The following is a 24,375-nucleotide window of genomic DNA, read 5'->3' as shown; positions in this document are numbered from 1 at the left end:
CACCCTGTTTTCCGACAAGGAGAAAACATTGCTCGACGTAACAACTTTTGACGAGCTGCGCATCGGCCTCGCGACGGCCGATGACATACGTCGCTGGTCGCACGGTGAAGTGAAGAAGCCCGAGACCATCAACTACCGCACCCTCAAGCCCGAGAAGGACGGTCTGTTCGGCGAGCAGATCTTCGGACCCTCGCGCGACTGGGAGTGCTCCTGCGGCAAGTACAAGCGGGTCCGCTTCAAGGGCATCGTCTGCGAGCGCTGCGGCGTCGAGGTCACCAAGTCCTCGGTCCGCCGCGAGCGGATGGGCCACATCGAGCTCGCCGCCCCCGTCACCCACATCTGGTACTTCAAGGGCGTCCCCTCGCGCCTGGGCTACCTGCTGGACATGGCGCCGAAGGACCTCGAGAAGGTCATCTACTTCGCGGCGTACATGATCATCGACGTGGACGACGACGGCCGTCACGCCGACATGCCCGGCCTCGAGAACGAGCTCCGGCTCGAGATCAAGACCCTCTCGGACCAGCGCGACTCCCGCATCGCGGACCGCCTGGCGCGCCTCGAGACCGACCTCGCCGCCCTGGAGGCGGAGGGCGCGAAGAGCGACCAGAAGCGCCGCACCAAGGACGGCGCCGAGAAGGAGATGGGCCAGATCCGCAAGTCCTTCGACGAGGACATCGCGCGACTGGAGAGCGTGTGGGAGCAGTTCCGCACCCTGAAGGTCGGCGACCTCAAGCCCGAGGACGCCGTCTTCAACGAGCTCGTCGACCGCTACGGCGTCTACTTCGAGGCCTACATGGGCGCCGAGGCGATCAAGAAGCGCCTCGAGCAGTTCGACCTCCAGGCCGAGGCCGAGACGCTGCACCTGCAGATCGCCGAGGGCAAGGGTCAGAAGAAGATCCGCGCCATCAAGCGCCTGCGCGTGGTCAACTCGTTCCTCGCCACCGGCAACTCGCCGGCCGCGATGGTCCTCGACGTGGTCCCGGTCATCCCGCCGGAGCTGCGCCCGATGGTCCAGCTCGACGGTGGCCGCTTCGCCACCTCCGACCTGAACGACCTGTACCGCCGCGTCATCAACCGCAACAACCGCCTCCGCCGCCTGCTCGACCTCGGTGCCCCCGAGATCATCGTGAACAACGAGAAGCGCATGCTCCAGGAGGCGGTCGACGCCCTCTTCGACAACGGCCGTCGCGGCCGTCCCGTCACGGGAACCGGCAACCGCGCCCTGAAGTCCCTGAGCGACATGCTCAAGGGAAAGCAGGGTCGCTTCCGCCAGAACCTGCTGGGCAAGCGCGTCGACTACTCGGGCCGCTCGGTCATCATCGTCGGACCGCAGCTCAAGCTGCACCAGTGCGGTCTGCCCAAGCAGATGGCGCTCGAGCTGTTCAAGCCGTTCGTCATCAAGCGCCTGATCGACCTGTCGCACGCGCAGAACATCAAGGCCGCCAAGCGCATGGTCGAGCGCTCGCGTCCGCAGGTCTGGGACGTGCTCGAGGAGATCATCCGCGAGCGCCCCGTCCTGCTCAACCGCGCGCCCACCCTGCACCGACTCGGCATCCAGGCCTTCGAGCCCCAGCTGGTCGAGGGCAAGGCGATCCAGCTGCACCCGCTCGTCTGCGCCGCGTTCAACGCGGACTTCGACGGCGACCAGATGGCCGTCCACCTGCCCCTGTCGGTCGAGGCCCAGGCCGAGGCGCGCATCCTGATGCTCGCCTCGAACAACATCCTCAAGCCCTCGGACGGCCGCCCGGTCACCCTGCCCACGCAGGACATGATCATCGGCCTGCACCACCTGACGACCATCCGCGAGGGTGGCGCCGGTGAGGGCCGCGCGTTCTCCTCCGTCTCGGAGGCGATCCTCGCGAAGGACCAGGGCTCGCTGCACCTGAACTCGAAGGTCCGCATCCGCATGTCGGACGTGTACTTCGCCCAGGGTCAGGCCCCCGAGGGCGTCGAGATCGACGACAAGGGCAAGGTCACCGCGCCCGTCCTCCTCGACACGACGCTCGGCCGCGCCCTCTTCAACGAGGCGCTGCCGGTCGACTACCCCTACTTCGAGCAGGTCGCCGACAAGACGACCATCTCCGGGATCGTCAACGACCTCGCGGAGCGCTACCCGAAGGTGGAGGTCGCCGCCTCGCTCGACCGCATCAAGGACGCCGGCTTCTACTGGGCCACCCGGTCCGGTGTGACCGTCGCCCTCTCGGACATCCTCACCCCGCCCTCGAAGCCCGTGATCATCGCGGGCTACGAGAAGAAGGCGGCCAAGGTCGAGTCCGAGTACGACAAGGGTCTGACCACCCAGGCGGAGCGCCGCCAGGAGCTCGTGAAGATCTGGACCGAGGCGACCGACGAGGTCGCCAAGGCGATGCGCGCGAACTTCCCGATCGACAACACGATCAACCGCATGGTCACCTCCGGTGCCCGTGGTAACTGGCTGCAGGTGCGCAACATCGCCGGCATGCGCGGTCTGGTGAACAACCCGAAGGGCGAGATCATCGCCCGTCCGATCATCTCCTCGTACCGCGAGGGACTGTCGGTCGCCGAGTACTTCATCGCCACGCACGGCGCCCGCAAGGGTCTGGCCGACACCGCGCTCCGCACCGCGGACTCGGGCTACCTGACGCGTCGACTCGTCGACGTCTCGCAGGACGTCATCATCCGCGAGGACGACTGCGGCACGACCAAGGGCCTCGACCTGCCGATCATGCTCCAGGACGCCTCCGGCGCCTGGATCCAGGACTCCAACGTCGAGAACTCCGTCTACGCCCGCTCGCTCGCCACCGCGGCGACGAACGAGGCCGGCGAGGTCGTGGCCGAGGCCGGCGAGGACGTCGGCGACGTCCTCATCGAGAAGCTCGTCGGCGCCGAGGTGCGTCACATCAAGGTGCGCTCGGTCCTGACCTGCGAGTCGGCCGTCGGCGTCTGCGCGGCCTGCTACGGCCGCTCGCTCGCCACCGGCAAGCTCGTCGACATCGGAGAGGCCGTCGGCATCATCGCGGCCCAGTCGATCGGCGAGCCCGGCACGCAGCTCACGATGCGCACCTTCCACACCGGTGGATCGGCCTCGGCCGACGACATCACGCAGGGTCTGCCCCGCGTGCAGGAGCTCTTCGAGGCCCGCACCCCCAAGGGTGCGTCGCCGATCGCGGAGGCCGCCGGTCGCATCACGATCGAGGACACCGACCGGGCCCGCCGGGTCATCCTCCAGCCGGACAACGGCGACGAGGCGGTCATCTACCCGGTGCTCAAGCGCTCGCAGCTCCTCGTCGAGGACGGCCAGTCGGTCGTGCTCGGTCAGCAGCTGCACGTGGGAACGGTCGACCCCAAGGAGGTCCTGCGCGTGCTGGGCGTCCGCGAGGTCCAGAAGCACCTCGTCGGCGGCGTCCAGGGCGTCTACCGCTCGCAGGGTGTTCCGATCCACGACAAGCACATCGAGGTCATCGTCCGGCAGATGCTCCGCAAGGTCACCGTCGTCGACCACGGCGACACCGACCTGCTGCCGGGTGAGCTCGTCGACCGCTCGCGCTACAGCGAGGTCAACCGCGCGGCTCTGACCGAGGGCAAGCGGACCGCGTCCGCCCGCCAGGAGGTCATGGGAATCACCAAGGCCTCGCTCGCGACCGAGTCGTGGCTGTCGGCCGCGTCCTTCCAGGAGACCACCCGCGTCCTGACGCAGGCGGCCATGGAGGGCAAGCGCGACCCGCTGATGGGCCTCAAGGAGAACGTGATCATCGGAAAGCTGATCCCGGCCGGTACGGGTCTGCCCCGCTACCGGAACGTGTCGGTCGAGGCGACGGAGGAGGCGAAGGCCGAGCGGTACCCCAACCGCATCTTCGCCGACGACGCCGCGTTCAGCGACGCGGACCTCTCGTTCGTCGACTTCGACTCGTTCTCGAGCGACGGATACGAGCCCGGCAACTACAGCTGAGCACGCTCTGACTGACGAAGGGCCCCGCCGGGAGACCGGCGGGGCCCTTCGTCGTCCCCGCCCCCCGCCCGGGAGGGACGGGCCGGGACCGCCCGGTGCCGCGACCCCCGGGAAGGGGCACTCGGGAAGCGGACACGCGGTAAGGGCACCCTCACGGGGGGTCGGTAGATTCCCGCCAGGCGCACAACGGGGGGCGCGCGGATGATTGACTTCTGTGACGTTCGTCCGGTCGATCCCCTGAACCCGCTCAGCAGGGGTCGCGGCGGTGAGGAAACGTGCGGATGAGAGTCCTGATCGTCGTGCTGTCCGCCCTGCTCGTGGCGGTCGGTGCCGTCGTCGTCCCCGCCGGTCGCGCCACGGCGGCCCCGGCGGCCCCACCCGCGAGCTGCGGCATCGCCGAGCTCGCTCCCGTGCTGCCCGGTGACGAGGTCGAGGCGACGACGGCCGCGTCCCTGGTCCCGATCCTCGTGCTGCACGGCTGGCTCGGCACCGCGACGCACGACGAGTCGCGGACGGGCGCCTTCTCGCACCTCGTCGACCTGATCGCGACCGACGGCGTCGACCAGCCCGTCACCACCTCGCAGCGCTCGCTGATCGGTGCGTTCCAGGACACCGAGGGCGCCGTCGTCTACACCTTCGACTACCGCGATCTCGCGGCGCGCTGGGTGACCGATCCCGGGATCGCCGACGCGCTGGCCTCCTCGATCGCCTGCCTGACCGCGGCGACCGGGCACCAGGCGGTCGTCGTGGCGCACTCGATGGGCGGGCTCGCCGCGCGCCAGGCGCTCAGCCAGAGCGTCGACGGCGTCCCGGTCGAGTCGATGGTGCGCGAGGTCGTCACCTTCGGCACCCCGAACACCGGCTCCGACCTCGCCCTCCGCCTCGGCGAGATCATCGACTCGACCGGCCCCATCAGTCCCGCCGTGGTGAGCGGGCTGGAGCCGCAGTCGCGCCTGGGGATCTCCGCGCTGCTCGCCTCCTGCGGGGAGGCGGCTTCCGAGGACGCCTCGAAGGCGGGGGAGTGCACCGGGATGCCGATGATCGACGCGCTGTCCTCGCAGGCGGGGATCGCCATGCGCACCGGATCGACGGAGCTCGCCGCCCTGCCGCCGTGGCCGGCGAGCGTCCGCGTGGTGTCGCTCGCCGGCGACATCCGGGTCACGATCGCGTCGGTCCTCGGGGCGCGGACGGGCTCCGTCTCGCTCGGCGACATCATCGTCGCGCCGCCCTCGGCCGAGGCGGGTGTCGACGAGTACGTCGTCTCGACCTGCTACTACACGATGCTCTCGATGCCCGACGTCCCGTCCGTCCTGGCGGAGCTCAGCCCGATGGCGCGGCTGGGCGACGCGATGCGCTTCTCCGCGATGGTCGTGGCGATCGACGCCAGCCCCTGCCACCACGCCAAGCTGATGCGCAACGTCGAGCTGGCGGGACACGCCGAGGCGGAGATCGCCCGGGCCGTCGCCGACGAGCTCGGCCTCCCGCGCGCCGACGGCGTCCGTGCGGGCCAGCGGTCCCTGCCGCCGGCGGACGAGCCGCGGCGTCCCTTCCGCCACTGACTCAGGGGGCCGCTGCCGCCCTCCCTGTCACCGCCTAAGGGACATCATGTCCGGTGCTTTTGACGCCGCCGGGATCGAGCGCTTACGGTCGACTCGGCCGATGGGGCGGCCGCCTGGGGGACAGGCAGCGCGGCTCGCGCGACTCTGGAGTCGACCGCGAGCCGCGCCCGTCCGCCGGCGCCCGACGCGACGCGGAGTCGCCGCCGACCGCCTCGACGTGCGCGACGACTGTCGGCGATCGTCTACGCTCGGGTGCACCGGGGACCCCGAAGCCGCCCCGCTCACCCGCCTCCGGAGGCACGATGGGCAACGACACCCCGCCCGAGGTCCCACCGCGCCCGGCCCGCCTCAGCCGCGAGCAGGTCCGGACCCGGCTCCTCGACGCCGCGCTCGCGGTCGTCCGAGCGGAGGGCCTGCGCGTCGGCGTCTCGCACCTGCCGCTCGAGGACGTGATCCGCGCCGCCGGCGTGCCGCGCAGCACGGTGTACCGCATCTGGCCCACCCGGCAGGCGTTCTACGACGAGCTGGTCGCGGCGATCCCGGAGCGGATCCTCACCGCCCGGCTCGATCCCACCTCGCTCTCCGCGGGCGACTCCTACCTCCACCGCCGCCTCTCCGAGCCGCCGACCGCCGAGCAGATGCGCGAGATCCTCGTCGCCTCGGTCTCGGTGGCGATCGAGGCGAACTACGAGAACGTGTTCTCCTCGCAGCACTGGCGGAACTTCGTCGCCCTGGTCGGTGCCGTCGACTCGCACGCGGAGCCCGCCCGCACCGCGATCCGGGAGGCGTTGCGCTCCCGCCAGATCCACTTCATCGAGAACATGGCGAAGTACTACCGGCACACCCTCGCCGAGGCCGGACTGCAGCTGCGCTCCGGGCGGGACGAGGACCACGCCGTCCTCGCCTCCGCGATCTGCGCCTTCGTCGAGGGCCTCTGCATCGCCAGGATCGCGGCTCCGGAGCTGGTCACCGGTCCGCTCGACGCCGATCGGCCGGAGTCGCCGTCGCTCGTGGTGGCGGGCGCGCTGATGCTCATCGACGGCTTCTGCGAGCCGGTGCCGGCCGGCCCGGTTCCTGCGGAGGACGCTCCGGTCCTCTAGCGGCCGGTGCCGCGGTCCCCGGCGCTGTCGTCCTCGGCGCCGCTCTCCCCGGCACCGCTCTCCCCGGCACCGTCCTCGTCCTCCCCGACCGGCACGAGCATCCCCTCGACGATCGAGCGGATCGTCCAGGCGGTGAGCGTCCACTCGACCGGTTCGCCGTCCGGGCCCGGCGCCGTGATCACGGCGTCCAGCTCGTCGTCGAGCAGCCGGCCGCGGTGCACGAGCCCGTCGGTCACGATCGCGGTGAGATGCGCGAGCTGCAGCGTCGTGAAGCCGGGCTTGAGCGACGAGCGGAAGAGATCGAGGATCTCCTGGTAGTAGTCGCGCATCCGCTGGGTGAGCATGCTCTCCAGCCGCTGAGCCGTCGCGCGGACCGCGTCCCGGGCGGGGCCCTCCTCCATCGAGAAGGTGCAGGCCAGCAGCGCGTTGTAGGAGGACCAGTCGACCGAGGAGCGCAGCGTCTCGACGCTCGAGTTCGCTCCGATCCGGATCATCTCCCAGGCGACCTCGCGCCGGCCCGCCGCGGTGCCGAGACGATCCGCGGAGCGCTCGTACACCTCGGTCATGGCGCGCTGGGCGTCCGGATCGGCGCCGTCGGCGAACCGATCGGCGACGAAGATCTCGCCGATGAGATCGGCGACGAACTCCTCGCGCGTGCTCCAGATCCGGTACACCGAGCTGCGCGGCACGGCGGCGAGGCGGATGTACTCCTCCATCGGCAGGTGGGCGAAGCCGACGGTGAGCCCGTTGACCGAGATGACCTCGCGGGCAGCGGCGAGCATCCGGGTCCGCACCTGGTCGGCGGGGATCCGGGTCGAGCGGGTCGTGGTGTCCTCGGAGTCGTTCATCGTCACGGAGACTAGCCCTCTCCGACCCCGTCGCGGGAGAGCGGATCGGCCGCGACGGCGTCGACCGGATCCGTGAAGAGACGGAATGTCCCATGCGTCGCCCCGGCGGGCGCGCGTTCGCTACGGTTCGATCCAGGACGGACCCGACCGTCCTCGCAAGGGGTTTCCGTGGCGGAATTCGATCACTTCGCTGTGACGGTCGTAGGCGGCCTGACGATCGAGCGCGCCGCGCTCCTGGCCCTCCTCGCCGAGGTCGTCCCGCGCCTGCGGGTCGCCGGCGACGACGACGCGGCGGCCGACACCATCGCCGTGCTGGACCTCGACCGCGTCCCGCCCGAGACGCTCGCGAGCACCCTCGCCGCGGTCGGCGCGCGTCACCGCGGCCTGGTCGTGCTGTCGGCGTCGGACTCCCTCGAGGCCGTCCGCGCGGTGCTCCGCCTCGAGCGGACCGCGTTCGTCTGGAAGGGCGACGAGCCGGGCGAGCTGGTCGCCGCCGTCGTCTCGGTCGCGTCCGGACGCTCCTGGATCTCCGAGGCGGCCCGGCACCGCTTCCTCGCCGCCGGGGAGCACCGCCGGCCGGTCCTCAGCCGGCAGGAGAGCCGCGTGATGCGCTCCTACGGCGGCGGCACCGCGGTCAAGGACGTCGCGCTCGACATGCGCATCGCGGAGCACACCGTGCGGACCTACATCAAGCGGATCAAGGCCAAGTACCTCGAGGCGGGCATCGCCCTGGAGTCACGGGTCGACTTCTACCGCCACCTCGACGGCCACGACGTCGCCGTCCGCAACGGCCGCGACCGGGTGCGGACCGGCCTGCAGGAGCCGGTGGGCGGCCCGCGAGGCGGCGTCGCCGCGAGAGGCGAGCAGGATCGCGTTGCCGCTGCCGCGCCCTTCGGCGAGCGTCTGTGAGCCGACCGCGGCGAGCACCGGGAGCAGCGGCCGCAGTCCGCTCCGCAGGCGCCGGAGCCGCCGGTGGTCGGCGTCGTCGGCGACGTTGACCGCCAGCAGCCCGCCCGCGGCGACCAGCCCGGCGAGACGCGAGAGCACGTCGGCGCGGTAGAAGGGCTCGGGGATCTCGTCGCCGTCGTACACGTCGAGCACGACGAGGTCCGCCGGCGCCACGGCGAGGGGGCCTGACGCGTCGGCCGTGACGCTGCGCAGCCGGGTCCCCGTGGGCAGCGGTGCGTGCTCCCGCACGAACTCGACCAGTCCCGCCGCCCGCTCGACGACGGTCTGCTCGGAGCCGGGACGCGTCACGGCGACGTAGCGCGCGAGCGCCAGCGCGCCCGCGCCGAGGTGCAGGACCGAGACCGGCTCTCCCGCCGGCGCGAGAGCGTCGACCGCGGCGCCGAGCCGCGCGAGGTACTCCAGACCGAGCCGGCCGGGGGCGCGGAGATCGATCAGCGACTGCTCCGAGCCGTCGATCTCCAGGACCAGCGATCCCGTCCGGATCGGGTCGGGCTCGAGCGAGACCACCGCCCCGTCGGGGAGGCGGACCGTGGGCGGCATTCGCTCACGCTAGCGCGCGGACGCCTCGCGCCGGGTCGCACCCGCGGCTACGGTTGCAGCCATGGCCGCCCTCATCCTGCTCGACGTCGACGGCGTCCTGAACCCCTCCGTCTCGAGCGATCGCGCGCTGGGCAGCCATCGGCTGATGCTCGAGCCCGAGCGCGAGGAGCTGGTCCACCGCCTCGCCGCGGTCGGCACGATCGTCTGGGCCACCACCTGGCCGCCCAAGCTCACCTCGGTGCTGGCAGACGATCTGGGGCTCCCGGCGGGCACCGAGGCGATCGTCTTCGGCGGAGGGCTGCCGCGCGACCCCCGCTTCCCCGGCCAGACCGGCAAGCTGCAGCCCGTCGCCGTCTGGCTCGAGCGGGCCGGAGAGCGCTTCGACATCGACGCCGTCGTCTGGATCGACGACAACCTGCGCGGCGACGCGGTCGACTGGGCGCGCGAGCAGGAGATCCCCTTCCATCTCGTCGTGCCGGAGTCGGCCGCCGGACTGACCGCGGACGAGGTCGCCGGAGCCGAGGCCTTCCTCGCGGGGCTCGGCGCCCAGTCGACGACACACGGCGACATCCGGGAATAGGCGTCCCCCTCGTCCTGGTTGGGTGGAGGGAGCGGGAATCGCGCGATCGATCGCCTCCGCTCCTCCCCACCCCCCCCCGAACCGTGCGCGGCTGCGGCCGCTCCCGGTCGTCGGACACCGCGATGCACCGAAGGAAAGACACTGTGACGCTCCTCCCCGCCCGCACCTCGCTGCGAGTCCTGCTCGGCACGACCGCGGCCGCCGCCGCCCTCGTCCTCGCCGGCTGCGCCCCCGCCTCGACGGACGACGTCGTCTCCGGCTCCGGCGGCGACAGCACCGCGTCGACCGCGTCGGGGCTCACGCTCGCCGAGGTCCAGGACTCCGGCACGCTGACCATCGGCACCGAGGGCACCTACTCGCCGTTCTCGTTCCACGCGGACGGCGGCACCGGCGAGCTCACCGGCTACGACGTCGAGGTCATCACCGCGGTCGCCGAGAAGCTCGGCGTCGAGCCGGAGTTCGAGGAGACCCAGTGGGACGCGATGTTCGCGGGTCTGGACGGCGGCCGCTTCGACGTGATCGCCAACCAGGTCTCGATCAACGACGAGCGCAGCGCCAAGTACGACTTCTCCGAGCCGTACTCGGTCAGCCCCGGGGTCGTCGTGGTGCCGGCCGACGACACCGAGATCACCTCGCTGGAGTCGCTCTCCGGCAAGACGACCGCGCAGTCCCTGTCGAGCAACTGGTACACGCTCGCGCAGGACAGCGGCGCGACCGTCGAGGGCGTCGAGGGCTGGGCCCAGGCCGTGGCGCTCGTCGAGCAGGGCCGCGTGGACGCGACGCTGAACGACCGCCTCACCTGGCTCGACTGGTCGACCACCTACCCCGACCAGGCCGCCGGCCTCAAGGTCGCGGTGACCACCGACGACAGCTCCGAGAGCGCCTTCACCTTCCCGAAGGGCTCCGACGACCTCGTCGCCGCGGTCGACGACGCGCTCGACGAGCTGCGCGCCGACGGCACCCTCGCCTCCATCTCCGAGCGCTACTTCGGCGCGGACGTCTCCCAGTAGCCCCGATCGAGCGGCCCGCGTCATGCTGATCGAGTAGCCCGCGCAGCGGGCGTATCGAGATCCACCGTCGCCGAGACGGCGCCTGAAGACCGCCGTCTCTGCATCGGTGGGTCTCGATACGCCCCTCCGGGGCTACTCGACCAGCATGTCGGCTGCCCGCCCCGCAACCATGCTGATCGAGTAGCCCGCGCAGCGGGCGTATCGAGATCCACCGTCACGTGCCAGCATTTCTCGGAAGCGGGCGCCACACGCTCCGCCCCACGCATCCACCTCGACAAGCCGACCGCGGTCTTCTCCCGCCCCGGCGGGAGAAGACATGGACCTACTGCTCCGGTCGTTCTGGCCGATCCTGTCGGGCGGCATCGTCGGGACGATCCCGCTGGCGCTGTCGAGCTTCGTGCTCGGCCTGGCGCTCGCGCTGGCCGTCGCGCTGATGCGCCTGTCGCGCGTCCGGGTGCTCGCGTGGATCGCACGCGCGTACATCTCGGTGATCCGCGGCACGCCGCTCCTGGTGCAGCTGTTCGTGATCTTCTACGGCCTGCCGAGCCTCGGCCTCAAGATCGATCCGTGGCCGAGTGCGATCATCGCCTTCGCGCTGAACGTCGGCGGCTACGCGGCCGAGGTGATCCGCGCCGCGATCCTCAGCGTGCCGAAGGGGCAGTGGGAGGCGGCGCACACCATCGGCATGGGCCGCGGTCTCGCACTGCGGCGGATCATCCTGCCGCAGGCCGCGCGCGTCTCGGTGCCCCCGCTCTCGAACACCTTCATCTCGCTGGTCAAGGACACCTCGCTCGCGTCGCTGATCCTCGTCACCGAGCTCTTCCGCCAGGCGCAGAAGATCGCCACCGCCTCGAGCGAGTTCATGCTGCTCTACCTCGAGGCCGCCCTCATCTACTGGCTCATCTGCCTCGTTCTCTCCAGCGGCCAGAGCCTCCTCGAGAAGCGATTGGACCGCTATGTCGCCCGCTGACGCTCCCTCCGACGCCGCCGGCCGCCCGGCCGACGCCGCCACCGTCCTGCGCGCCACGGGGCTGCGCAAGTCGTTCGGCGGCGTCGAGGTGCTGCGCGGGATCGACCTCGAGATCCGCCGCGGCGAGGTCGTCGCGCTGATCGGGCCGTCCGGCTCCGGCAAGACCACCGTGCTGCGATCGCTGAACAGCCTCGAGGTGCCCGACGGCGGCGTCCTCGAGCTCGCCGACGGCTCGAGGCTCGACTTCGACGCCGCGGTCGGCAAGCGCGCCCTCACGGCGCTGCGCGACCGGTCCGCGATGGTCTTCCAGCACTTCAACCTCTTCCCGCACCTCACCGTCCTGCAGAACGTCACGGAGGGCCCGCTGCGGGTGCAGCGCCGGCCCGCGTCCGAGGTGGTCCCCGAGGCGGAGGCGCTGCTCGAGCGCGTCGGTCTCGGCGGCCGCGGCGGCGCCTACCCCTTCGAGCTGTCCGGCGGGCAGCAGCAGCGCGTCGGGATCGTCCGCGCGCTCGCGCTCCGACCCGACCTCCTGCTCTTCGACGAGCCGACGTCGGCGCTCGACCCGGAGCTCGTCGGCGAGGTCCTCACGCTGATGCGCGAGCTGGCGGGCGAGGGCTGGACGATGCTTGTCGTCACGCACGAGCTCGAGTTCGCCCGGCGCGTGGCCTCCGAGGTCGTCTTCATGGCGGACGGGGTGGTGGTGGAGCGCGGAGCCCCCGCGGACATCCTCCGCGACCCGCAGGAGCCGCGCACACGGCAGTTCCTGCACCGCCTGCTGAACCCCCTCGAGTAGGCCGCCGCCCGCTCGACCGCGTCGCCAGGAGCCGCGCGGCGGTCGCTCACCCCGCGCGGACCCGTGCCTAAGCTGTTCAGGTGACGGGGAACAGCGATGCCGAGACCACGCGGATGCCGACCGCGGCCGGGACGACCGACGGCTCCGAGCCGACCCGGGGGACCGAGCCGACCCGGGAGTACGTCTGGCCCGAGCCGGAGCCCGGCGGCCGCCACCCGGTGACCGGCGCGACGGCCGTGCAGGAGTCGCAGCCCGCCGCCGCCTCCCCGCTCGGCCCCGTCGAGCCCGAGATCGAGCCGGTCCGCAGGAAGGGCAACCGCCTGGCCGGTCTCGCGATCGCCCTGCTCACCACCGCGGTCTTCGCGGCCCTCCTCCTCGTCGCCCTCACCGCGATCCGCCTGCTGATCGACGGCGTCGAGGGCGACCCGGTGGCGGTCGCGCTCGCCCAGGGTCCGACGGCCGTCTTCCTCCTGCCGGTCGCCGCGTTCCTTGTCGGACTCGGCCTGATCGTCCTCGTCGTCAACCGAGCCGGCTGGTGGGCCTACGTGCTCGGCGGCTTCTTCATCGCGCTCCTCGCCGGTGCGGCCGCCCTGGTCGGAGCCTGGTCCGCCGTGGGCGGCTTCGCCGTGCCGCAGGACCGCGCGGCCGTCGTCGACTTCCTCCGCGATCCGGCGACGCTCCTCGCCGTCGCCGCCGCGGCGGTGCTGGCCCGCGAGGTCAGCGTCTGGGGCGGAAGTCTGATCGCGGCTCGCGGACGTCGCGTGACGCGCCGGAACGCCGAGCGCGACGCCGCCGCGCAGTCGTGACGCCCGCGGGCCCGGGGGAGCAGGGTCGCGGCGCGGGCCTCGGCTACGGCATCGCCCTCGCCGCCTTCGCCTCCTTCCTCTACCTCGCCCTCGTGGTCTGCGCGTTCGGCGTGCTCAGCCTGCTGCTCGACCAGGACGTCGTCCCCGAGCGCGACGCCGGTCCGATTCTCGGCCCGGTCGTCGTCGCGGTCTGCGTCCTCGCCGTCCTCGTCTCGATGATCGTGCTCGCCGCCCGTCCGGGCGTCACCCGCCTCGTCGGCCCGTCGCTGCTGACCGGCGTGGTCGTGTACGCGCTCTTCCTGCTGGTCGGCGGCGCGATCTACGGTCTGGGGGTGGGGGAGCCGGGCGCGATCCTGCGCTTCGTCCTCGACCACGCCGCGACGCCCTTCGCGATCGCGGCCGGGGTGCTCGCGGCCGCGGTGCAGATCCTCTTCCTCGCGATGCTCGCCCGACGCGACGCCGGCGGCGGCACCCCGCACTGGGGCTGGGAGGGCGACGAGCGCGAGTGAGGCCCGACGCGAGCGGGGCCTGCCGCGAGCGGGGCCCCGGGCGCCGTTCTCTCCCAGGGCGAACGCCGCTCGGTTGACCGCCCCCGTCACTCCCCGTAATATTCTTCGGGTGTGCGCTTTGGCGTGCGCTTGTGTCGTGCCTCCGGGTCGGCGCGGGTGCCGCTTCGCTCCACCGGGTCCGCGAGGACCCGCGGGTTCGTCCGATCGGGCGGCCCCCACGGCATACCCCTCCCCCTCCAGGTCTCCGCACGTCGGTGCCGAGAGGGAGTCGGGTCCAGATGAACTCGGCCGTCCCGGAGACGGGCAGGCCGAATGTCGACCATCGATCCGCTGTCACCGTGCAGCATTCAAGGAGCAAATCAGTGCCAACGATTCAGCAGTTGGTCCGAAAGGGACGCTCGCCGAAGGTCACCAAGACCAAGGCGCCCGCCCTGAAGGCCAACCCCCAGCAGCGCGGCGTCTGCACGCGCGTCTACACGACCACGCCCAAGAAGCCGAACTCGGCCCTCCGCAAGGTGGCCCGCGTGAAGCTCTCCAACGGCACCGAGGTCACGGCCTACATCCCCGGTGAGGGCCACAACCTCCAGGAGCACTCGATGGTGCTCGTGCGCGGCGGTCGTGTGAAGGACCTCCCCGGTGTCCGCTACAAGATCGTTCGCGGCGCCCTGGACACCCAGGCCGTCAAGAACCGCAAGCAGGCTCGCAGCCGTTACGGCGCGAAGATGGAGAAGAAGTAATGCCTCGTAAGGGACCCGCTCCTAAGCGCCCCGTCGTCGCAGACCCCGTCTACGGCGCCCCGGTCGTCAGCCAGCTCGTGAACAAGATCCTCCTGGACGGCAAGAAGGGCCTCGCCGAGCGCATCGTCTACGGTGCCCTCGAGGGAGTCTCGACCAAGAACGGCCAGGACGCCGTCGTCACGCTGAAGAAGGCGCTCGACAACGTCCGTCCGACCCTCGAGGTCCGCAGCCGCCGCGTCGGCGGCTCGACCTACCAGGTCCCCGTCGAGGTCAAGCCGCACCGCGCCAACACCCTCGCCCTCCGCTGGCTCACCAGCTATGCGAAGGCCCGTCGCGAGAAGACGATGACCGAGCGTCTCATGAACGAGATCCTCGACGCGTCGAACGGTCTGGGCGCCGCTGTCAAGCGTCGCGAGGACACCCACAAGATGGCCGAGTCGAACAAGGCCTTCGCGCACTACCGCTGGTAGCGCACCCCGCGCCCGCCCCCGGGCGAGCGCGACCCCCGGTCCCGCGGCGCGCGCCTTCGCGCGTGCGCCGCGGCCCGGACCCGGCGGCGGATCCTCGGATCCGACGTGGACGGGCGACCGCCACCACCAGAACCCAGCCGATCGGCCATGAACCCGTTGCGCTGGCTCCATCACCTATCGGAGGAACTCCGTGGCACAAGATGTGCTCACCGACCTGAACAAGGTCCGCAACATCGGCATCATGGCCCACATCGATGCCGGCAAGACCACCACCACCGAGCGCATCCTGTTCTACACGGGTATCACGCACAAGATCGGTGAGGTCCACGACGGCGCCGCCACGATGGACTGGATGGCGCAGGAGCAGGAGCGCGGCATCACGATCACGTCGGCCGCGACGACGTGCTTCTGGAACAAGAACCAGATCAACATCATCGACACCCCCGGTCACGTCGACTTCACGGTCGAGGTCGAGCGCTCGCTGCGCGTCCTCGACGGCGCCGTCGCCGTCTTCGACGGCAAGGAGGGCGTCGAGCCCCAGTCCGAGACCGTCTGGCGTCAGGCCGACAAGTACGACGTCCCGCGCATCTGCTTCGTCAACAAGATGGACAAGCTCGGCGCCGACTTCTACTTCACGGTCGACACGATCATCAACCGCCTCGGCGCCAAGCCGCTGGTCATCCAGCTGCCCATCGGCGCGGAGTCCAGCTTCGAGGGCGTCGTCGACCTCGTCGAGATGCGCGCGCTCACGTGGCGCGGCGACTCGAAGGGTGACGTCGCGCTGGGCGCGAAGTACGAGATCGAGGAGATCCCCGCGGATCTGGCCGACAAGGCCGCCGAGTACCGCGAGAAGCTGCTCGAGACCGTCGCGGAGACCTCCGACGAGCTGCTCGAGAAGTACTTCGGCGGTGAGGAGCTCACGGTCGCCGAGATCAAGGGCGCCATCCGCAAGCTGACCGTGAACTCGGACATCTACCCCGTGCTCTGCGGCTCCGCGTTCAAGAACCGCGGCGTCCAGCCGATGCTCGACGCGGTCGTCGACTACCTCCCCTCCCCGCTCGACGTCCCCGCCATCGAGGCGCACGACGTCCGCGACGAGGAGAAGGTCATCATGCGCCACGCGGACTCGACCGAGCCCTTCTCGGCGCTCGCGTTCAAGGTCGCGGTGCACCCGTTCTTCGGTCGCCTCACCTACGTCCGCGTCTACTCGGGCAAGCTCGACTCCGGCGCCCAGGTCATCAACTCGACCAAGGGCAAGAAGGAGCGCATCGGCAAGATCTTCCAGATGCACTCCAACAAGGAGAACCCGGTCGACTCGGTCACCGCCGGCCACATCTACGCCGTCATCGGCCTCAAGGACACCACCACCGGTGACACCCTGAGCGACCCGAACGCGCAGGTCGTGCTCGAGTCGATGACCTTCCCGGAGCCCGTCATCGAGGTCGCCATCGAGCCCAAGACGAAGGCCGACCAGGAGAAGCTCGGCACCGCGATCCAGAAGCTCGCGGAGGAGGACCCCACCTTCCGCACCGAGCAGAACCAGGAGACCGGTCAGACGGTCATCAAGGGAATGGGCGAGCTGCACCTCGACATCCTGGTGGACCGCATGAAGCGCGAGTTCAACGTCGAGGCCAACGTCGGCAAGCCGCAGGTGGCCTACCGCGAGACGATCCGCCGCACGGTGGAGAAGTACGACTACACCCACAAGAAGCAGACGGGTGGCTCGGGCCAGTTCGCGAAGGTCCAGATCTCCATCGAGCCGATGGAGGTCGAGGCCGACAAGACCTACGAGTTCGTCAACGGCGTCACCGGTGGTCGCGTCCCCCGCGAGTACATCCCCTCGGTCGACGCGGGCATCCGCGACGCCATGCTGGTCGGCGTCCTCGCCGGCTACCCGATGGTCGGCATCAAGGCCACGCTGACCGACGGCGCGGCGCACGACGTCGACTCCTCGGAGATGGCGTTCAAGATCGCCGGCTCCATCGCGTTCAAGGAGGCCTCGCGCAAGGCGCAGCCGGTCCTCCTCGAGCCGCTGATGGCCGTCGAGGTCCGCACGCCCGAGGAGTACATGGGCGACGTCATCGGCGACCTCAACTCGCGTCGCGGGATGATCCAGTCGATGGAGGACGCCGCGGGCGTCAAGGTCATCAAGGCCAACGTCCCGCTGTCCGAGATGTTCGGCTACATCGGCGACCTGCGCTCGAAGACCTCGGGCCGCGCGGTCTACTCGATGACGTTCGAGACCTACGCCGAGGTCCCCAAGGCCGTGGCCGAGGAGATCGTCCAGAAGAACAAGGGCGAGTAGCACTCGTCCCCATCCCGCCGCGGTTCTGCGGAACCGCGGCGGGCCTGGTAGTGTCGTGCGGGTTTGCTGCCGCGTTCTGCGCGCCTCGGATCCTCATCGGATGGCCCGCGCGACCACTGCCGGTAACATACCTACACAAAACCCCCGCAAGTCCTCCTGTCCTCGTGCCGCCCCGTGCGGCGTCGGATGCGGATGCTTGCACCTAAGTCCTGAGGAGGACCCACAGTGGCTAAGGCCAAGTTCGAGCGGACCAAGCCGCACGTCAACATCGGAACCATCGGTCACGTCGACCACGGAAAGACCACCCTCACCGCGGCGATCTCGAAGGTTCTGGCGGACAAGTACCCGTCCGCGACCAACGTTCAGCGTGACTTCGCGTCGATCGACTCCGCTCCCGAGGAGCGCCAGCGCGGCATCACGATCAACATCTCGCACGTCGAGTACGAGACGCCGAAGCGCCACTACGCGCACGTCGACGCCCCGGGTCACGCCGACTACATCAAGAACATGATCACCGGCGCGGCGCAGATGGACGGCGCGATCCTCGTGGTCGCCGCCACCGACGGCCCCATGGCTCAGACCCGTGAGCACGTCCTCCTCGCCAAGCAGGTCGGCGTCCCCTACCTCCTCGTCGCGCTGAACAAGGCCGACATGGTGGACGACGAGGAGATCCTCGAGCTCGTCGAGCTCGAGGTCCGCGAGCTGCTGTCCTCGCAGGGCTTCCCCGGCGACGACGCGCCCGTCGTGCGCGTCTCCGGCCTCAAGGCCCTCGAGGGCGACGAGACCTGGACCCAGTCCATCCTCGACCTCATGGACGCCGTCGACGCCTCCGTCCCGGACCCGGTCCGCGACAAGGACAAGCCGTTCCTCATGCCGATCGAGGACGTCTTCACGATCACCGGTCGTGGAACCGTCGTCACCGGTCGCGCCGAGCGCGGCACCCTCTCGCTGAACTCCGAGGTCGAGATCGTCGGCATCCGCCCGACGCAGAAGACCACGGTCACCGGCATCGAGATGTTCCACAAGCAGCTCGACGAGGCCTGGGCCGGCGAGAACTGCGGTCTGCTCCTCCGCGGCACCAAGCGCGAGGACGTCGAGCGCGGCCAGGTCGTCGTCAAGCCGGGTTCGGTCACGCCGCACACCGACTTCGAGGGCACCGCGTACATCCTGTCCAAGGACGAGGGTGGGCGTCACAACCCGTTCTACGGGAACTACCGCCCGCAGTTCTACTTCCGCACCACCGACGTCACCGGCGTCATCACGCTGCCCGAGGGCACCGAGATGGTCATGCCCGGCGACACCACCGACATGACGGTCGCGCTGATCCAGCCGATCGCCATGGAGGAGGGCCTCGGCTTCGCCATCCGTGAGGGTGGCCGCACCGTGGGTGCCGGAACGGTCACCAAGATCGTCAAGTAGGTTCTCCTACTGATCTCTCGAGAGGGGTCGTCCGCTTCGGCGGGCGGCCCCTCTCGTCGTTCCCGGGCCGGCGTCTGGCTAGCGTGGAGGCATGCCCTTCGTGAAGTCGAACCCGTCCGCGCCCGATCACTTCTTCGAGTGGGAGGCGGCCGGGCTCCGCTGGCTGGCTGACGCCGAGGGAGCCGGGGGTGTGCGCTGCGCCGAAGTGCTGGAGGTGCGTCACGGTCGGATCGAGCTCGAGGAGATCGCGCCCGCGCGACCGACGCGCGAGACGGCCCGCGGATTCGGAGGCGCCCTCGCACGCACCCACGACTCCGGAGCCGAGACCTACGGCGCGCCGCCCACGGGCTGGTCCGGCCCCGCCTTCATCGGCCGCCGCGCGATGCCCTGCACCCCCGAGGAGTCCTGGGGCCGGTTCTACGCCGAGCAGCGCGTCCGGCCCTTCCTCCGTCCGGCCGTCGAGGCGGGGAACCTCTCCGCCCGCGACGCGGCGACGGTCGAGAGCGCCCTCGAGCTCGTCTCGGCGGGGACCTTCGACGACGACGACGTCCCGGCCCGCCTGCACGGCGACCTCTGGAACGGCAACGTCCTCTGGTCGGACGGGGGAGCGGTGCTCATCGACCCGGCAGCGCACGGCGGCCACCGCGAGACGGACCTCGCGATGCTCGCGCTGTTCGGGCTGCCGCACCTCGACGACGTCCTCGCCGGCTACGAGGAGGTCCACCCGCTGCGCTCGGGAGCCGCCGATCGCGTGCCGCTGCACCAGCTCCACCCGCTCGCGGTGCACGCCGCCGGGCACGGTCCCTCCTACGGGCGTGCGCTGGGCGAGGCGGCGTCGCGCGTGCTCGCGCTCTGAGCTCCCGGCGCGTCCCGCACCGTTCGTCCAGGCGGTGTCGCCACACTGATGCTCGCGAGGCCCCTGCCCGCACGGATCAAGGAGGAACCATGGTGGATCTCGGCAAGCTCGGACGACAGGCCGGCGAGCTCTTCAACAGCAAGAAGGTCCAGGACACTCTGCGCAGCGAGAAGGCGGAGGGCGTCTCGGACCAGGTCCTCGAGAAGACCGGCGACATCGCCAGCCGCCTCACCAAGGGCAAGTACGACGACCGCATCGAGGACCTCAAGCGCCAGGCCGACAAGCGCATCGGCAACGAGTAGCTCAGGACCGAGGGGGCGCCCGTCAACCCTGTGCCGGGAACGGCGCCCCCGTCCTATCGTCGGGTCGATGGCTGATGCGCTGACCCAACGACTCCGCAGGACCGATTCGAGCGGACGCGGGTACACCCGGGTGCGCTCGGGCTCCGGCTTCAGCTACCGCGACCCCAAGGGCGTCACCGTCACGGACCCGGAGCTGCGGGAGCGCTTCGAGCACCTCGGCATCCCGCCCGCCTGGCAGGACGTCTGGATCGCGCCCTACCCCAACGGCCACATCCAGGCCACGGGCGTCGACGGCGCCGGCCGCCGGCAGTACATCTACCACCCGACCTGGCGCGAGCAGAAGGACCGGATCAAGTTCGACCGGGCGCTCCGCCTGGCCGAGGCGCTCCCGGCCGCCCGCCGCCGGGTCACCGTCGCGCTGCGCGAGGACGGTCCGACCCGTGACCGCGCCCTGGCCACCGGCTTCCGGATGCTCGACACCGGCTCGCTCCGCGTGGGCAGCGAGCAGTACGCGAAGGAGCACGGCAGCATCGGCCTCACGACGCTGCTCTGCTCGCACGCGACGACCCACGGCGATCGCGTCGCGCTGGCCTTCCCCGGCAAGAGCCACCAGGCCTGGACGAGCGAGATCCTCGATCACGACCTCGCCCGGGTCGTGCGGGCGCTGAAGCGCCGCGGCCCGAACGCCCGGCTCCTGGCCTGGAAGGACGGCCGGGTCTGGCGCCCGGTGTCCGCCGCCGACATCAACGACTACGTGCGCGAGCGCGCCGGCGACGACTTCACCGCGAAGGACTTCCGCACGCTGCACGGCACGGTCGCCGCGGCGCTCAGCCTCGCGCGGACCGGTCCGCAGCCCACGCAGCGGCTGCGCACGAAGGCGATCTCGCAGGCGATGAAGGACGCGTCGGAGGTCCTCGGGAACACCCCGACGGTCGCCAGGGCGAGCTACGTCGACCCCCGCGTCCTCGACCACTTCCGGGCGGGCGAGACCATCGATCCGTCGCGGCCCGGGTCGGCCGAGACCACCCTGCGCGCCCTGCTCTTCGAGTGAGCGGTGCCCAGGGTCCGGGCCCCTCGCGGCCCGGAATCCCGCGGCGGACCGGCGGCGGCGGAGGAGGCGTGCAACGCGACACGCCCGGGTTGCACGGGTCGCTGTTCCGTGAGAGACTCTTCTAGTTCAAAATTTCCTCCCGCACGACGCTGCGTCCACTCGACCAGGGCCGCGCGGGGCGAACACTGCCAGGCAGTGCCGAGACGGCGCCGCAGCGGCTCGACCCGAGAGGGCGGCCCCGCGAGTGCGACGTCGAGGCGGCGGGTAGCAGAACGACAACAACCGACAACTCAACGGGCTCTCCGTGCGTCGTGCGTTCTGCACGGCTCTCAGAGCGCCTCGAGCGCGGTGCTTTTGACAGAAGAACACTGGTGCACTTCTCCGGTTCTCCGGATGTTCCTTCGCGAGCGCGTCCTATGCGACACGAGTCCGGCTCCGGCCGGGGGAGTGGCGTACGACGCAATAACAAGAGAGTGAGAGATCACACATGGCGGGACAGAAGATCCGCATCCGACTGAAGTCGTACGACCACGAGGTCATCGACACGTCGGCGCGCAAGATCGTCGACACGGTGACCCGTGCCGGTGCAACGGTCGTCGGCCCCGTGCCGCTTCCGACGGAGAAGAACGTGGTCTGCGTGATCCGTTCTCCCCACAAGTACAAGGACAGCCGCGAGCACTTCGAGATGCGCACCCACAAGCGCCTCATCGACATCATCGACCCGACGCCCAAGGCCGTCGACTCGCTGATGCGCCTCGACCTCCCGGCCGACGTCAACATCGAGATCAAGCTCTAAGGAGGAGTGCCACCATGTCTGTCACTGTTTCCCCCACGCTGAAGACCAGCAAGGGCCTCCTCGGCACCAAGCTCGGAATGACCCAGGTCTGGGACGAGAACAACAAGCTCGTCCCCGTCACGGTCATCGAGATCAGCCCCAACGTCGTTACCCAGGTCCGCACGGAGGAGAAGGACGGCTACACCGCCGTCCAGCTCGCCGCCGGTGCGATCGACCCGCGCAAGGTGAACAAGCCCGCTGCCGGTCACTTCGACGCCGCGGGCGTCACCCCCCGCCGCCACCTCACCGAGGTCCGCACCTCCGACGCCGCCGACTACTCGGCCGGCCAGGAGCTGACCGTGGACGCCGTCTTCGAAGCCGGCACCAAGGTCGACGTCGTCGGCACCTCCAAGGGCAAGGGCTTCGCCGGTGTCATGAAGCGTCACAACTTCAAGGGCGTCTCGGCTTCGCACGGTTCGCACCGCAACCACCGCAAGCCCGGCTCCATCGGCGCCTCCTCGACCCCCAGCCGTGTCTTCAAGGGCATGCGCATGGCCGGTCGCATGGGTGGCGAGCGCGTCACCGTGCTCAACCTCAAGGTGCACTCCGTCGACGCCGAGAAGGGCCTGCTGCTCGTCAAGGGCGCCGTCCCCGGTGCGCGCGGTCGCCTCGTGTTCGTTCGCAACGCCGTGAAGGGAGCGTAGTTCCATGGCTACCTCTGTCGACATCATCGACGTCCAGGGCAAGAAGTCGGGCGCGTTCGAGCTCCCCGCCGAGCTCTTCGACGTCCAGACCAACATCCCCCTGATCCACCAGGTCGTCGTCGCGCAGCTCGCCGCGGCGCGCCAGGGCACCCACTCCACGAAGAACCGTGGCGAGGTCTCGGGAGCCGGCCGCAAGCCGTTCAAGCAGAAGGGAACCGGTCGCGCTCGTCAGGGCTCGATCCGCGCCCCCCACATGACCGGCGGTGGCGTGGTCCACGGACCGAACCCGCGCAACTACGCGCAGCGCACTCCCAAGAAGATGATCGCCGCGGCTCTGCTCGGCGCTCTCTCGGACCGCGCTCGCGGCTCGCGCGTGCACGTGGTCGAGTCCCTCGCCCTCGGCGACACCCCGAAGACGAAGGACGTCCTCGTCCTGCTCGACGCCCTCTCGGTGTCGCGCAACGTCCTCGTGGTCCTCGAGCGCGACGACTACATCGCCGAGCTCTCGCTCCGCAACGTGCCGTTCGTGCACATCCTGCCGTCCGACCAGCTCAACGCGTACGACGTGCTCGTCTCCGACGACATCGTCTTCACGAAGGCTGCGCTCGACGCGTTCGTCGCCGCGAAGTCCGGCGCCAAGAAGGAAGAGGTGAACGCATGAGCCAGTCCGCCGCGTTCAACAAGGACCCCCGCGACGTCATCATCTCCCCGGTGGTGTCCGAGAAGTCCTACGGCCTGATCGACGAGGGCAAGTACACCTTCGTCGTCGACCCGCGCTCCAACAAGACCGAGATCAAGCTCGCGATCGAGAAGATCTTCGGTGTGCAGGTCGCGTCGATCAACACGCTGAACCGTCAGGGCAAGACCCGCCGCACGAAGTTCGGAACCGGCAAGCGCAAGGACACGAAGCGCGCGATCGTCACGCTGAAGTCCGGCTCCATCGACATCTTCACGAGCGTCGGCTGAGCCGAAGAAGCGTAGAGGAAACAGACAATGGCTATTCGTAAGTACAAGCCCACGACCCCCGGTCGCCGCGGCTCCAGCGTTGCCGACTTCGCCGAGATCACCCGATCGACGCCCGAGAAGTCGCTCCTTCGCCCGCTGTCCAAGACCGGCGGTCGCAACAACTCCGGTCGCATCACGACGCGTCACATCGGTGGTGGCCACAAGCGCCAGTACCGTCTGATCGACTTCCGTCGCAACGACAAGGACGGCATCAACGCCAAGGTCGCTCACATCGAGTACGACCCCAACCGCACGGCGCGCATCGCGCTGCTCCACTTCGTGGACGGCACCAAGCGCTACATCCTGGCTCCGAACAAGCTCTCGCAGGGCGACGTCGTGGAGTCGGGCTCGGGTGCCGACATCAAGCCCGGCAACAACCTGCCGCTGCGCAACATCCCGACCGGTACGGTCATCCACGCGATCGAGATCAAGCCCGGCGGCGGCGCGAAGCTCGCCCGCTCGGCCGGCACCTCGGTCCGCCTCGTCGCCAAGGACGGCCCCTACGCGCAGCTCCGCCTGCCGTCGGGCGAGATCCGCAACGTCGACGCCCGCTGCCGCGCCACGATCGGCGAGGTCGGCAACGCCGAGCAGTCGAACATCAACTGGGGCAAGGCCGGCCGCATGCGCTGGAAGGGCGTCCGCCCGACCGTCCGCGGTGTCGCGATGAACCCGGTCGACCACCCGCACGGTGGTGGAGAGGGCAAGACCTCCGGTGGACGCCACCCGGTCAGCCCGTGGGGTCAGTCCGAGGGACGCACCCGTCGCCCCAACAAGGAGAGCGACAAGCTCATCGTTCGCCGCCGCACCGCCGGTAAGAAGCGCAAGTAGGAGTTGTAGAAGATGCCTCGCAGTCTCAAGAAGGGCCCCTTCGTTGACGACCACCTGCTCCGCAAGGTGTTCACGGCCAACGAAGCCGGCAACAAGAACGTCATCAAGACCTGGTCGCGCCGCTCGATGATCATCCCGGCGATGCTGGGTCACACCATCGCGGTCCACGACGGTCGCAAGCACATCCCCGTGTTCGTGACCGAGACCATGGTCGGCCACAAGCTCGGCGAGTTCGCCCCCACTCGGACCTTCCGCGGTCACGAGAAGGACGACAAGAAGGGCCGTCGCCGCTGACGCGGCGACGAGAAGGA

Annotated in this window: 24 protein-coding genes; 23 read left to right on the top strand and 1 reads right to left on the bottom strand. The window is 70.1% G+C overall.

Annotated features, from left to right (window positions below; all coding sequences use genetic code 11):
- Positions 1-28: 28 nt before the first annotated feature.
- The 3 genes from HQQ82_RS06545 to HQQ82_RS06535 all read left to right on the top strand — a co-directional run bounded on the left by HQQ82_RS06545 (position 29) and on the right by HQQ82_RS06535 (position 6,587).
- Positions 29-3,928, top strand: coding sequence for a DNA-directed RNA polymerase subunit beta' (locus HQQ82_RS06545; protein WP_173232164.1), 3,900 nt, complete (start codon positions 29-31; stop codon positions 3,926-3,928).
- A 281-nt stretch (positions 3,929-4,209) separates the two neighbouring features.
- Positions 4,210-5,487, top strand: a complete 1,278-nt coding sequence (locus HQQ82_RS06540; RefSeq protein ID WP_173232163.1) for a triacylglycerol lipase — start codon at positions 4,210-4,212, stop codon at positions 5,485-5,487.
- Between the two features lie 302 nt (positions 5,488-5,789).
- Positions 5,790-6,587: a TetR/AcrR family transcriptional regulator gene (locus HQQ82_RS06535; RefSeq protein WP_173232162.1), complete on the top strand. Its 798-nt coding sequence runs from the start codon at positions 5,790-5,792 to the stop codon at positions 6,585-6,587.
- On the opposite strand, the gene HQQ82_RS06530 is transcribed toward HQQ82_RS06535, so the two are convergent.
- The gene (locus tag HQQ82_RS06530; protein ID WP_173232161.1) at positions 6,584-7,435 is read right to left on the bottom strand and encodes a hypothetical protein; all 852 of its coding nucleotides are present in this window, start codon (positions 7,433-7,435) and stop codon (positions 6,584-6,586) included. The two genes, HQQ82_RS06535 and HQQ82_RS06530, sit on opposite strands and share 4 nt — an antisense overlap.
- A 168-nt stretch (positions 7,436-7,603) precedes the next feature.
- Between HQQ82_RS06530 and HQQ82_RS20530 the strand changes: the two genes are divergently transcribed.
- From HQQ82_RS20530 to rpsS, 20 genes are all read left to right on the top strand, one after another.
- Positions 7,604-8,344 carry a LuxR C-terminal-related transcriptional regulator gene (locus tag HQQ82_RS20530; protein WP_173232160.1) on the top strand — a complete coding sequence of 247 codons (741 nt, stop codon included), beginning with the start codon at positions 7,604-7,606 and terminating at the stop codon, positions 8,342-8,344.
- A gap of 661 nt (positions 8,345-9,005) precedes the next feature.
- Positions 9,006-9,524 (top strand): HAD domain-containing protein, encoded by a 519-nt coding sequence (locus HQQ82_RS06520; RefSeq protein ID WP_173232159.1) that lies wholly within the window; start codon positions 9,006-9,008, stop codon positions 9,522-9,524.
- A 143-nt stretch (positions 9,525-9,667) separates the two neighbouring features.
- Complete coding sequence (locus tag HQQ82_RS06515) at positions 9,668-10,534, top strand: amino acid ABC transporter substrate-binding protein (RefSeq protein ID WP_367947838.1); 867 nt, start codon at positions 9,668-9,670, stop codon at positions 10,532-10,534.
- Between the two features lie 316 nt (positions 10,535-10,850).
- On the top strand, positions 10,851-11,504 hold the full coding sequence (locus HQQ82_RS06510; protein WP_173232155.1) for an amino acid ABC transporter permease: 654 nt from the start codon (positions 10,851-10,853) through the stop codon (positions 11,502-11,504).
- Entirely contained in the window at positions 11,491-12,297 is an 807-nt protein-coding gene (locus HQQ82_RS06505; protein ID WP_173232153.1) for an amino acid ABC transporter ATP-binding protein, read from the top strand. Before HQQ82_RS06510 ends, HQQ82_RS06505 begins: the two co-directional genes overlap by 14 nt.
- Before the next feature lie 80 nt (positions 12,298-12,377).
- Positions 12,378-13,103 carry a hypothetical protein gene (locus HQQ82_RS06500; protein ID WP_173232150.1) on the top strand — a complete coding sequence of 242 codons (726 nt, stop codon included), beginning with the start codon at positions 12,378-12,380 and terminating at the stop codon, positions 13,101-13,103.
- Entirely contained in the window at positions 13,100-13,612 is a 513-nt protein-coding gene (locus HQQ82_RS06495) for a DUF6121 family protein (RefSeq protein WP_173232148.1), read from the top strand. Before HQQ82_RS06500 ends, HQQ82_RS06495 begins: the two co-directional genes overlap by 4 nt.
- Before the next feature lie 362 nt (positions 13,613-13,974).
- A complete protein-coding gene (gene rpsL, locus HQQ82_RS06490; RefSeq protein ID WP_055787040.1) occupies positions 13,975-14,349 on the top strand; it encodes a 30S ribosomal protein S12 in 375 nt (124 codons plus the stop codon).
- Positions 14,349-14,819 (top strand): 30S ribosomal protein S7, encoded by a 471-nt coding sequence (gene rpsG, locus HQQ82_RS06485; RefSeq protein ID WP_056037355.1) that lies wholly within the window; start codon positions 14,349-14,351, stop codon positions 14,817-14,819. Before rpsL ends, rpsG begins: the two co-directional genes overlap by 1 nt.
- A 190-nt stretch (positions 14,820-15,009) precedes the next feature.
- Complete coding sequence (gene fusA / locus HQQ82_RS06480) at positions 15,010-17,124, top strand: elongation factor G (RefSeq protein WP_173232146.1); 2,115 nt, start codon at positions 15,010-15,012, stop codon at positions 17,122-17,124.
- Between the two features lie 225 nt (positions 17,125-17,349).
- Positions 17,350-18,543 carry an elongation factor Tu gene (gene tuf, locus HQQ82_RS06475; protein WP_133960599.1) on the top strand — a complete coding sequence of 398 codons (1,194 nt, stop codon included), beginning with the start codon at positions 17,350-17,352 and terminating at the stop codon, positions 18,541-18,543.
- Between the two features lie 91 nt (positions 18,544-18,634).
- On the top strand, positions 18,635-19,399 hold the full coding sequence (locus tag HQQ82_RS06470) for a fructosamine kinase family protein (RefSeq protein WP_173232145.1): 765 nt from the start codon (positions 18,635-18,637) through the stop codon (positions 19,397-19,399).
- Positions 19,400-19,488: 89 nt separating this feature from the next.
- Complete coding sequence (locus HQQ82_RS06465; RefSeq protein ID WP_173232144.1) at positions 19,489-19,701, top strand: Rv0909 family putative TA system antitoxin; 213 nt, start codon at positions 19,489-19,491, stop codon at positions 19,699-19,701.
- A gap of 67 nt (positions 19,702-19,768) precedes the next feature.
- Positions 19,769-20,752, top strand: a complete 984-nt coding sequence (locus HQQ82_RS06460) for a DNA topoisomerase IB (RefSeq protein ID WP_173232143.1) — start codon at positions 19,769-19,771, stop codon at positions 20,750-20,752.
- Between the two features lie 487 nt (positions 20,753-21,239).
- Entirely contained in the window at positions 21,240-21,548 is a 309-nt protein-coding gene (gene rpsJ / locus HQQ82_RS06455; protein ID WP_005050520.1) for a 30S ribosomal protein S10, read from the top strand.
- A gap of 14 nt (positions 21,549-21,562) precedes the next feature.
- Positions 21,563-22,231, top strand: coding sequence for a 50S ribosomal protein L3 (rplC, locus tag HQQ82_RS06450; RefSeq protein WP_104224566.1), 669 nt, complete (start codon positions 21,563-21,565; stop codon positions 22,229-22,231).
- A 4-nt stretch (positions 22,232-22,235) separates the two neighbouring features.
- Positions 22,236-22,892 carry a 50S ribosomal protein L4 gene (rplD, locus tag HQQ82_RS06445; protein WP_173232142.1) on the top strand — a complete coding sequence of 219 codons (657 nt, stop codon included), beginning with the start codon at positions 22,236-22,238 and terminating at the stop codon, positions 22,890-22,892.
- A complete protein-coding gene (rplW, locus tag HQQ82_RS06440; protein ID WP_123702106.1) occupies positions 22,889-23,197 on the top strand; it encodes a 50S ribosomal protein L23 in 309 nt (102 codons plus the stop codon). Before rplD ends, rplW begins: the two co-directional genes overlap by 4 nt.
- A gap of 27 nt (positions 23,198-23,224) precedes the next feature.
- Positions 23,225-24,064 carry a 50S ribosomal protein L2 gene (gene rplB, locus HQQ82_RS06435; RefSeq protein WP_123445043.1) on the top strand — a complete coding sequence of 280 codons (840 nt, stop codon included), beginning with the start codon at positions 23,225-23,227 and terminating at the stop codon, positions 24,062-24,064.
- Positions 24,065-24,076: 12 nt separating this feature from the next.
- Positions 24,077-24,358 (top strand): 30S ribosomal protein S19, encoded by a 282-nt coding sequence (gene rpsS, locus HQQ82_RS06430; RefSeq protein ID WP_055787078.1) that lies wholly within the window; start codon positions 24,077-24,079, stop codon positions 24,356-24,358.
- Positions 24,359-24,375: the final 17 nt, after the last annotated feature.

It is taken from the genome of Rathayibacter sp. VKM Ac-2856, from assembly GCF_013205055.1.
Classification (GTDB): Bacteria; Actinomycetota; Actinomycetes; order Actinomycetales; family Microbacteriaceae; genus Rathayibacter.
Note: the sequence above shows the minus strand (reverse complement) of the source record. Positions and strands in the feature narration are given on the sequence as shown.

Excerpts from the sequence above, each read along its gene's own strand:
- HQQ82_RS06540 (WP_173232163.1), top strand. The coding sequence starts at position 4,210 with ATGAGAGTCCTGATCGTCGTGCTGTCCGCCCTGCTCGTGGCGGTCGGT.
- HQQ82_RS06535 (WP_173232162.1), top strand. The coding sequence starts at position 5,790 with ATGGGCAACGACACCCCGCCCGAGGTCCCACCGCGCCCGGCCCGCCTC.
- HQQ82_RS06530 (WP_173232161.1), bottom strand. The coding sequence starts at position 7,435 with ATGAACGACTCCGAGGACACCACGACCCGCTCGACCCGGATCCCCGCC.
- HQQ82_RS06520 (WP_173232159.1), top strand. The coding sequence starts at position 9,006 with ATGGCCGCCCTCATCCTGCTCGACGTCGACGGCGTCCTGAACCCCTCC.
- HQQ82_RS06510 (WP_173232155.1), top strand. The coding sequence starts at position 10,851 with ATGGACCTACTGCTCCGGTCGTTCTGGCCGATCCTGTCGGGCGGCATC.
- HQQ82_RS06505 (WP_173232153.1), top strand. The coding sequence starts at position 11,491 with ATGTCGCCCGCTGACGCTCCCTCCGACGCCGCCGGCCGCCCGGCCGAC.
- rpsG (WP_056037355.1), top strand. The coding sequence starts at position 14,349 with ATGCCTCGTAAGGGACCCGCTCCTAAGCGCCCCGTCGTCGCAGACCCC.
- HQQ82_RS06470 (WP_173232145.1), top strand. The coding sequence starts at position 18,635 with ATGCCCTTCGTGAAGTCGAACCCGTCCGCGCCCGATCACTTCTTCGAG.
- HQQ82_RS06465 (WP_173232144.1), top strand. The coding sequence starts at position 19,489 with ATGGTGGATCTCGGCAAGCTCGGACGACAGGCCGGCGAGCTCTTCAAC.
- HQQ82_RS06460 (WP_173232143.1), top strand. The coding sequence starts at position 19,769 with ATGGCTGATGCGCTGACCCAACGACTCCGCAGGACCGATTCGAGCGGA.
- rpsJ (WP_005050520.1), top strand. The coding sequence starts at position 21,240 with ATGGCGGGACAGAAGATCCGCATCCGACTGAAGTCGTACGACCACGAG.
- rplC (WP_104224566.1), top strand. The coding sequence starts at position 21,563 with ATGTCTGTCACTGTTTCCCCCACGCTGAAGACCAGCAAGGGCCTCCTC.
- rplD (WP_173232142.1), top strand. The coding sequence starts at position 22,236 with ATGGCTACCTCTGTCGACATCATCGACGTCCAGGGCAAGAAGTCGGGC.
- rplW (WP_123702106.1), top strand. The coding sequence starts at position 22,889 with ATGAGCCAGTCCGCCGCGTTCAACAAGGACCCCCGCGACGTCATCATC.
- rplB (WP_123445043.1), top strand. The coding sequence starts at position 23,225 with ATGGCTATTCGTAAGTACAAGCCCACGACCCCCGGTCGCCGCGGCTCC.
- rpsS (WP_055787078.1), top strand. The coding sequence starts at position 24,077 with ATGCCTCGCAGTCTCAAGAAGGGCCCCTTCGTTGACGACCACCTGCTC.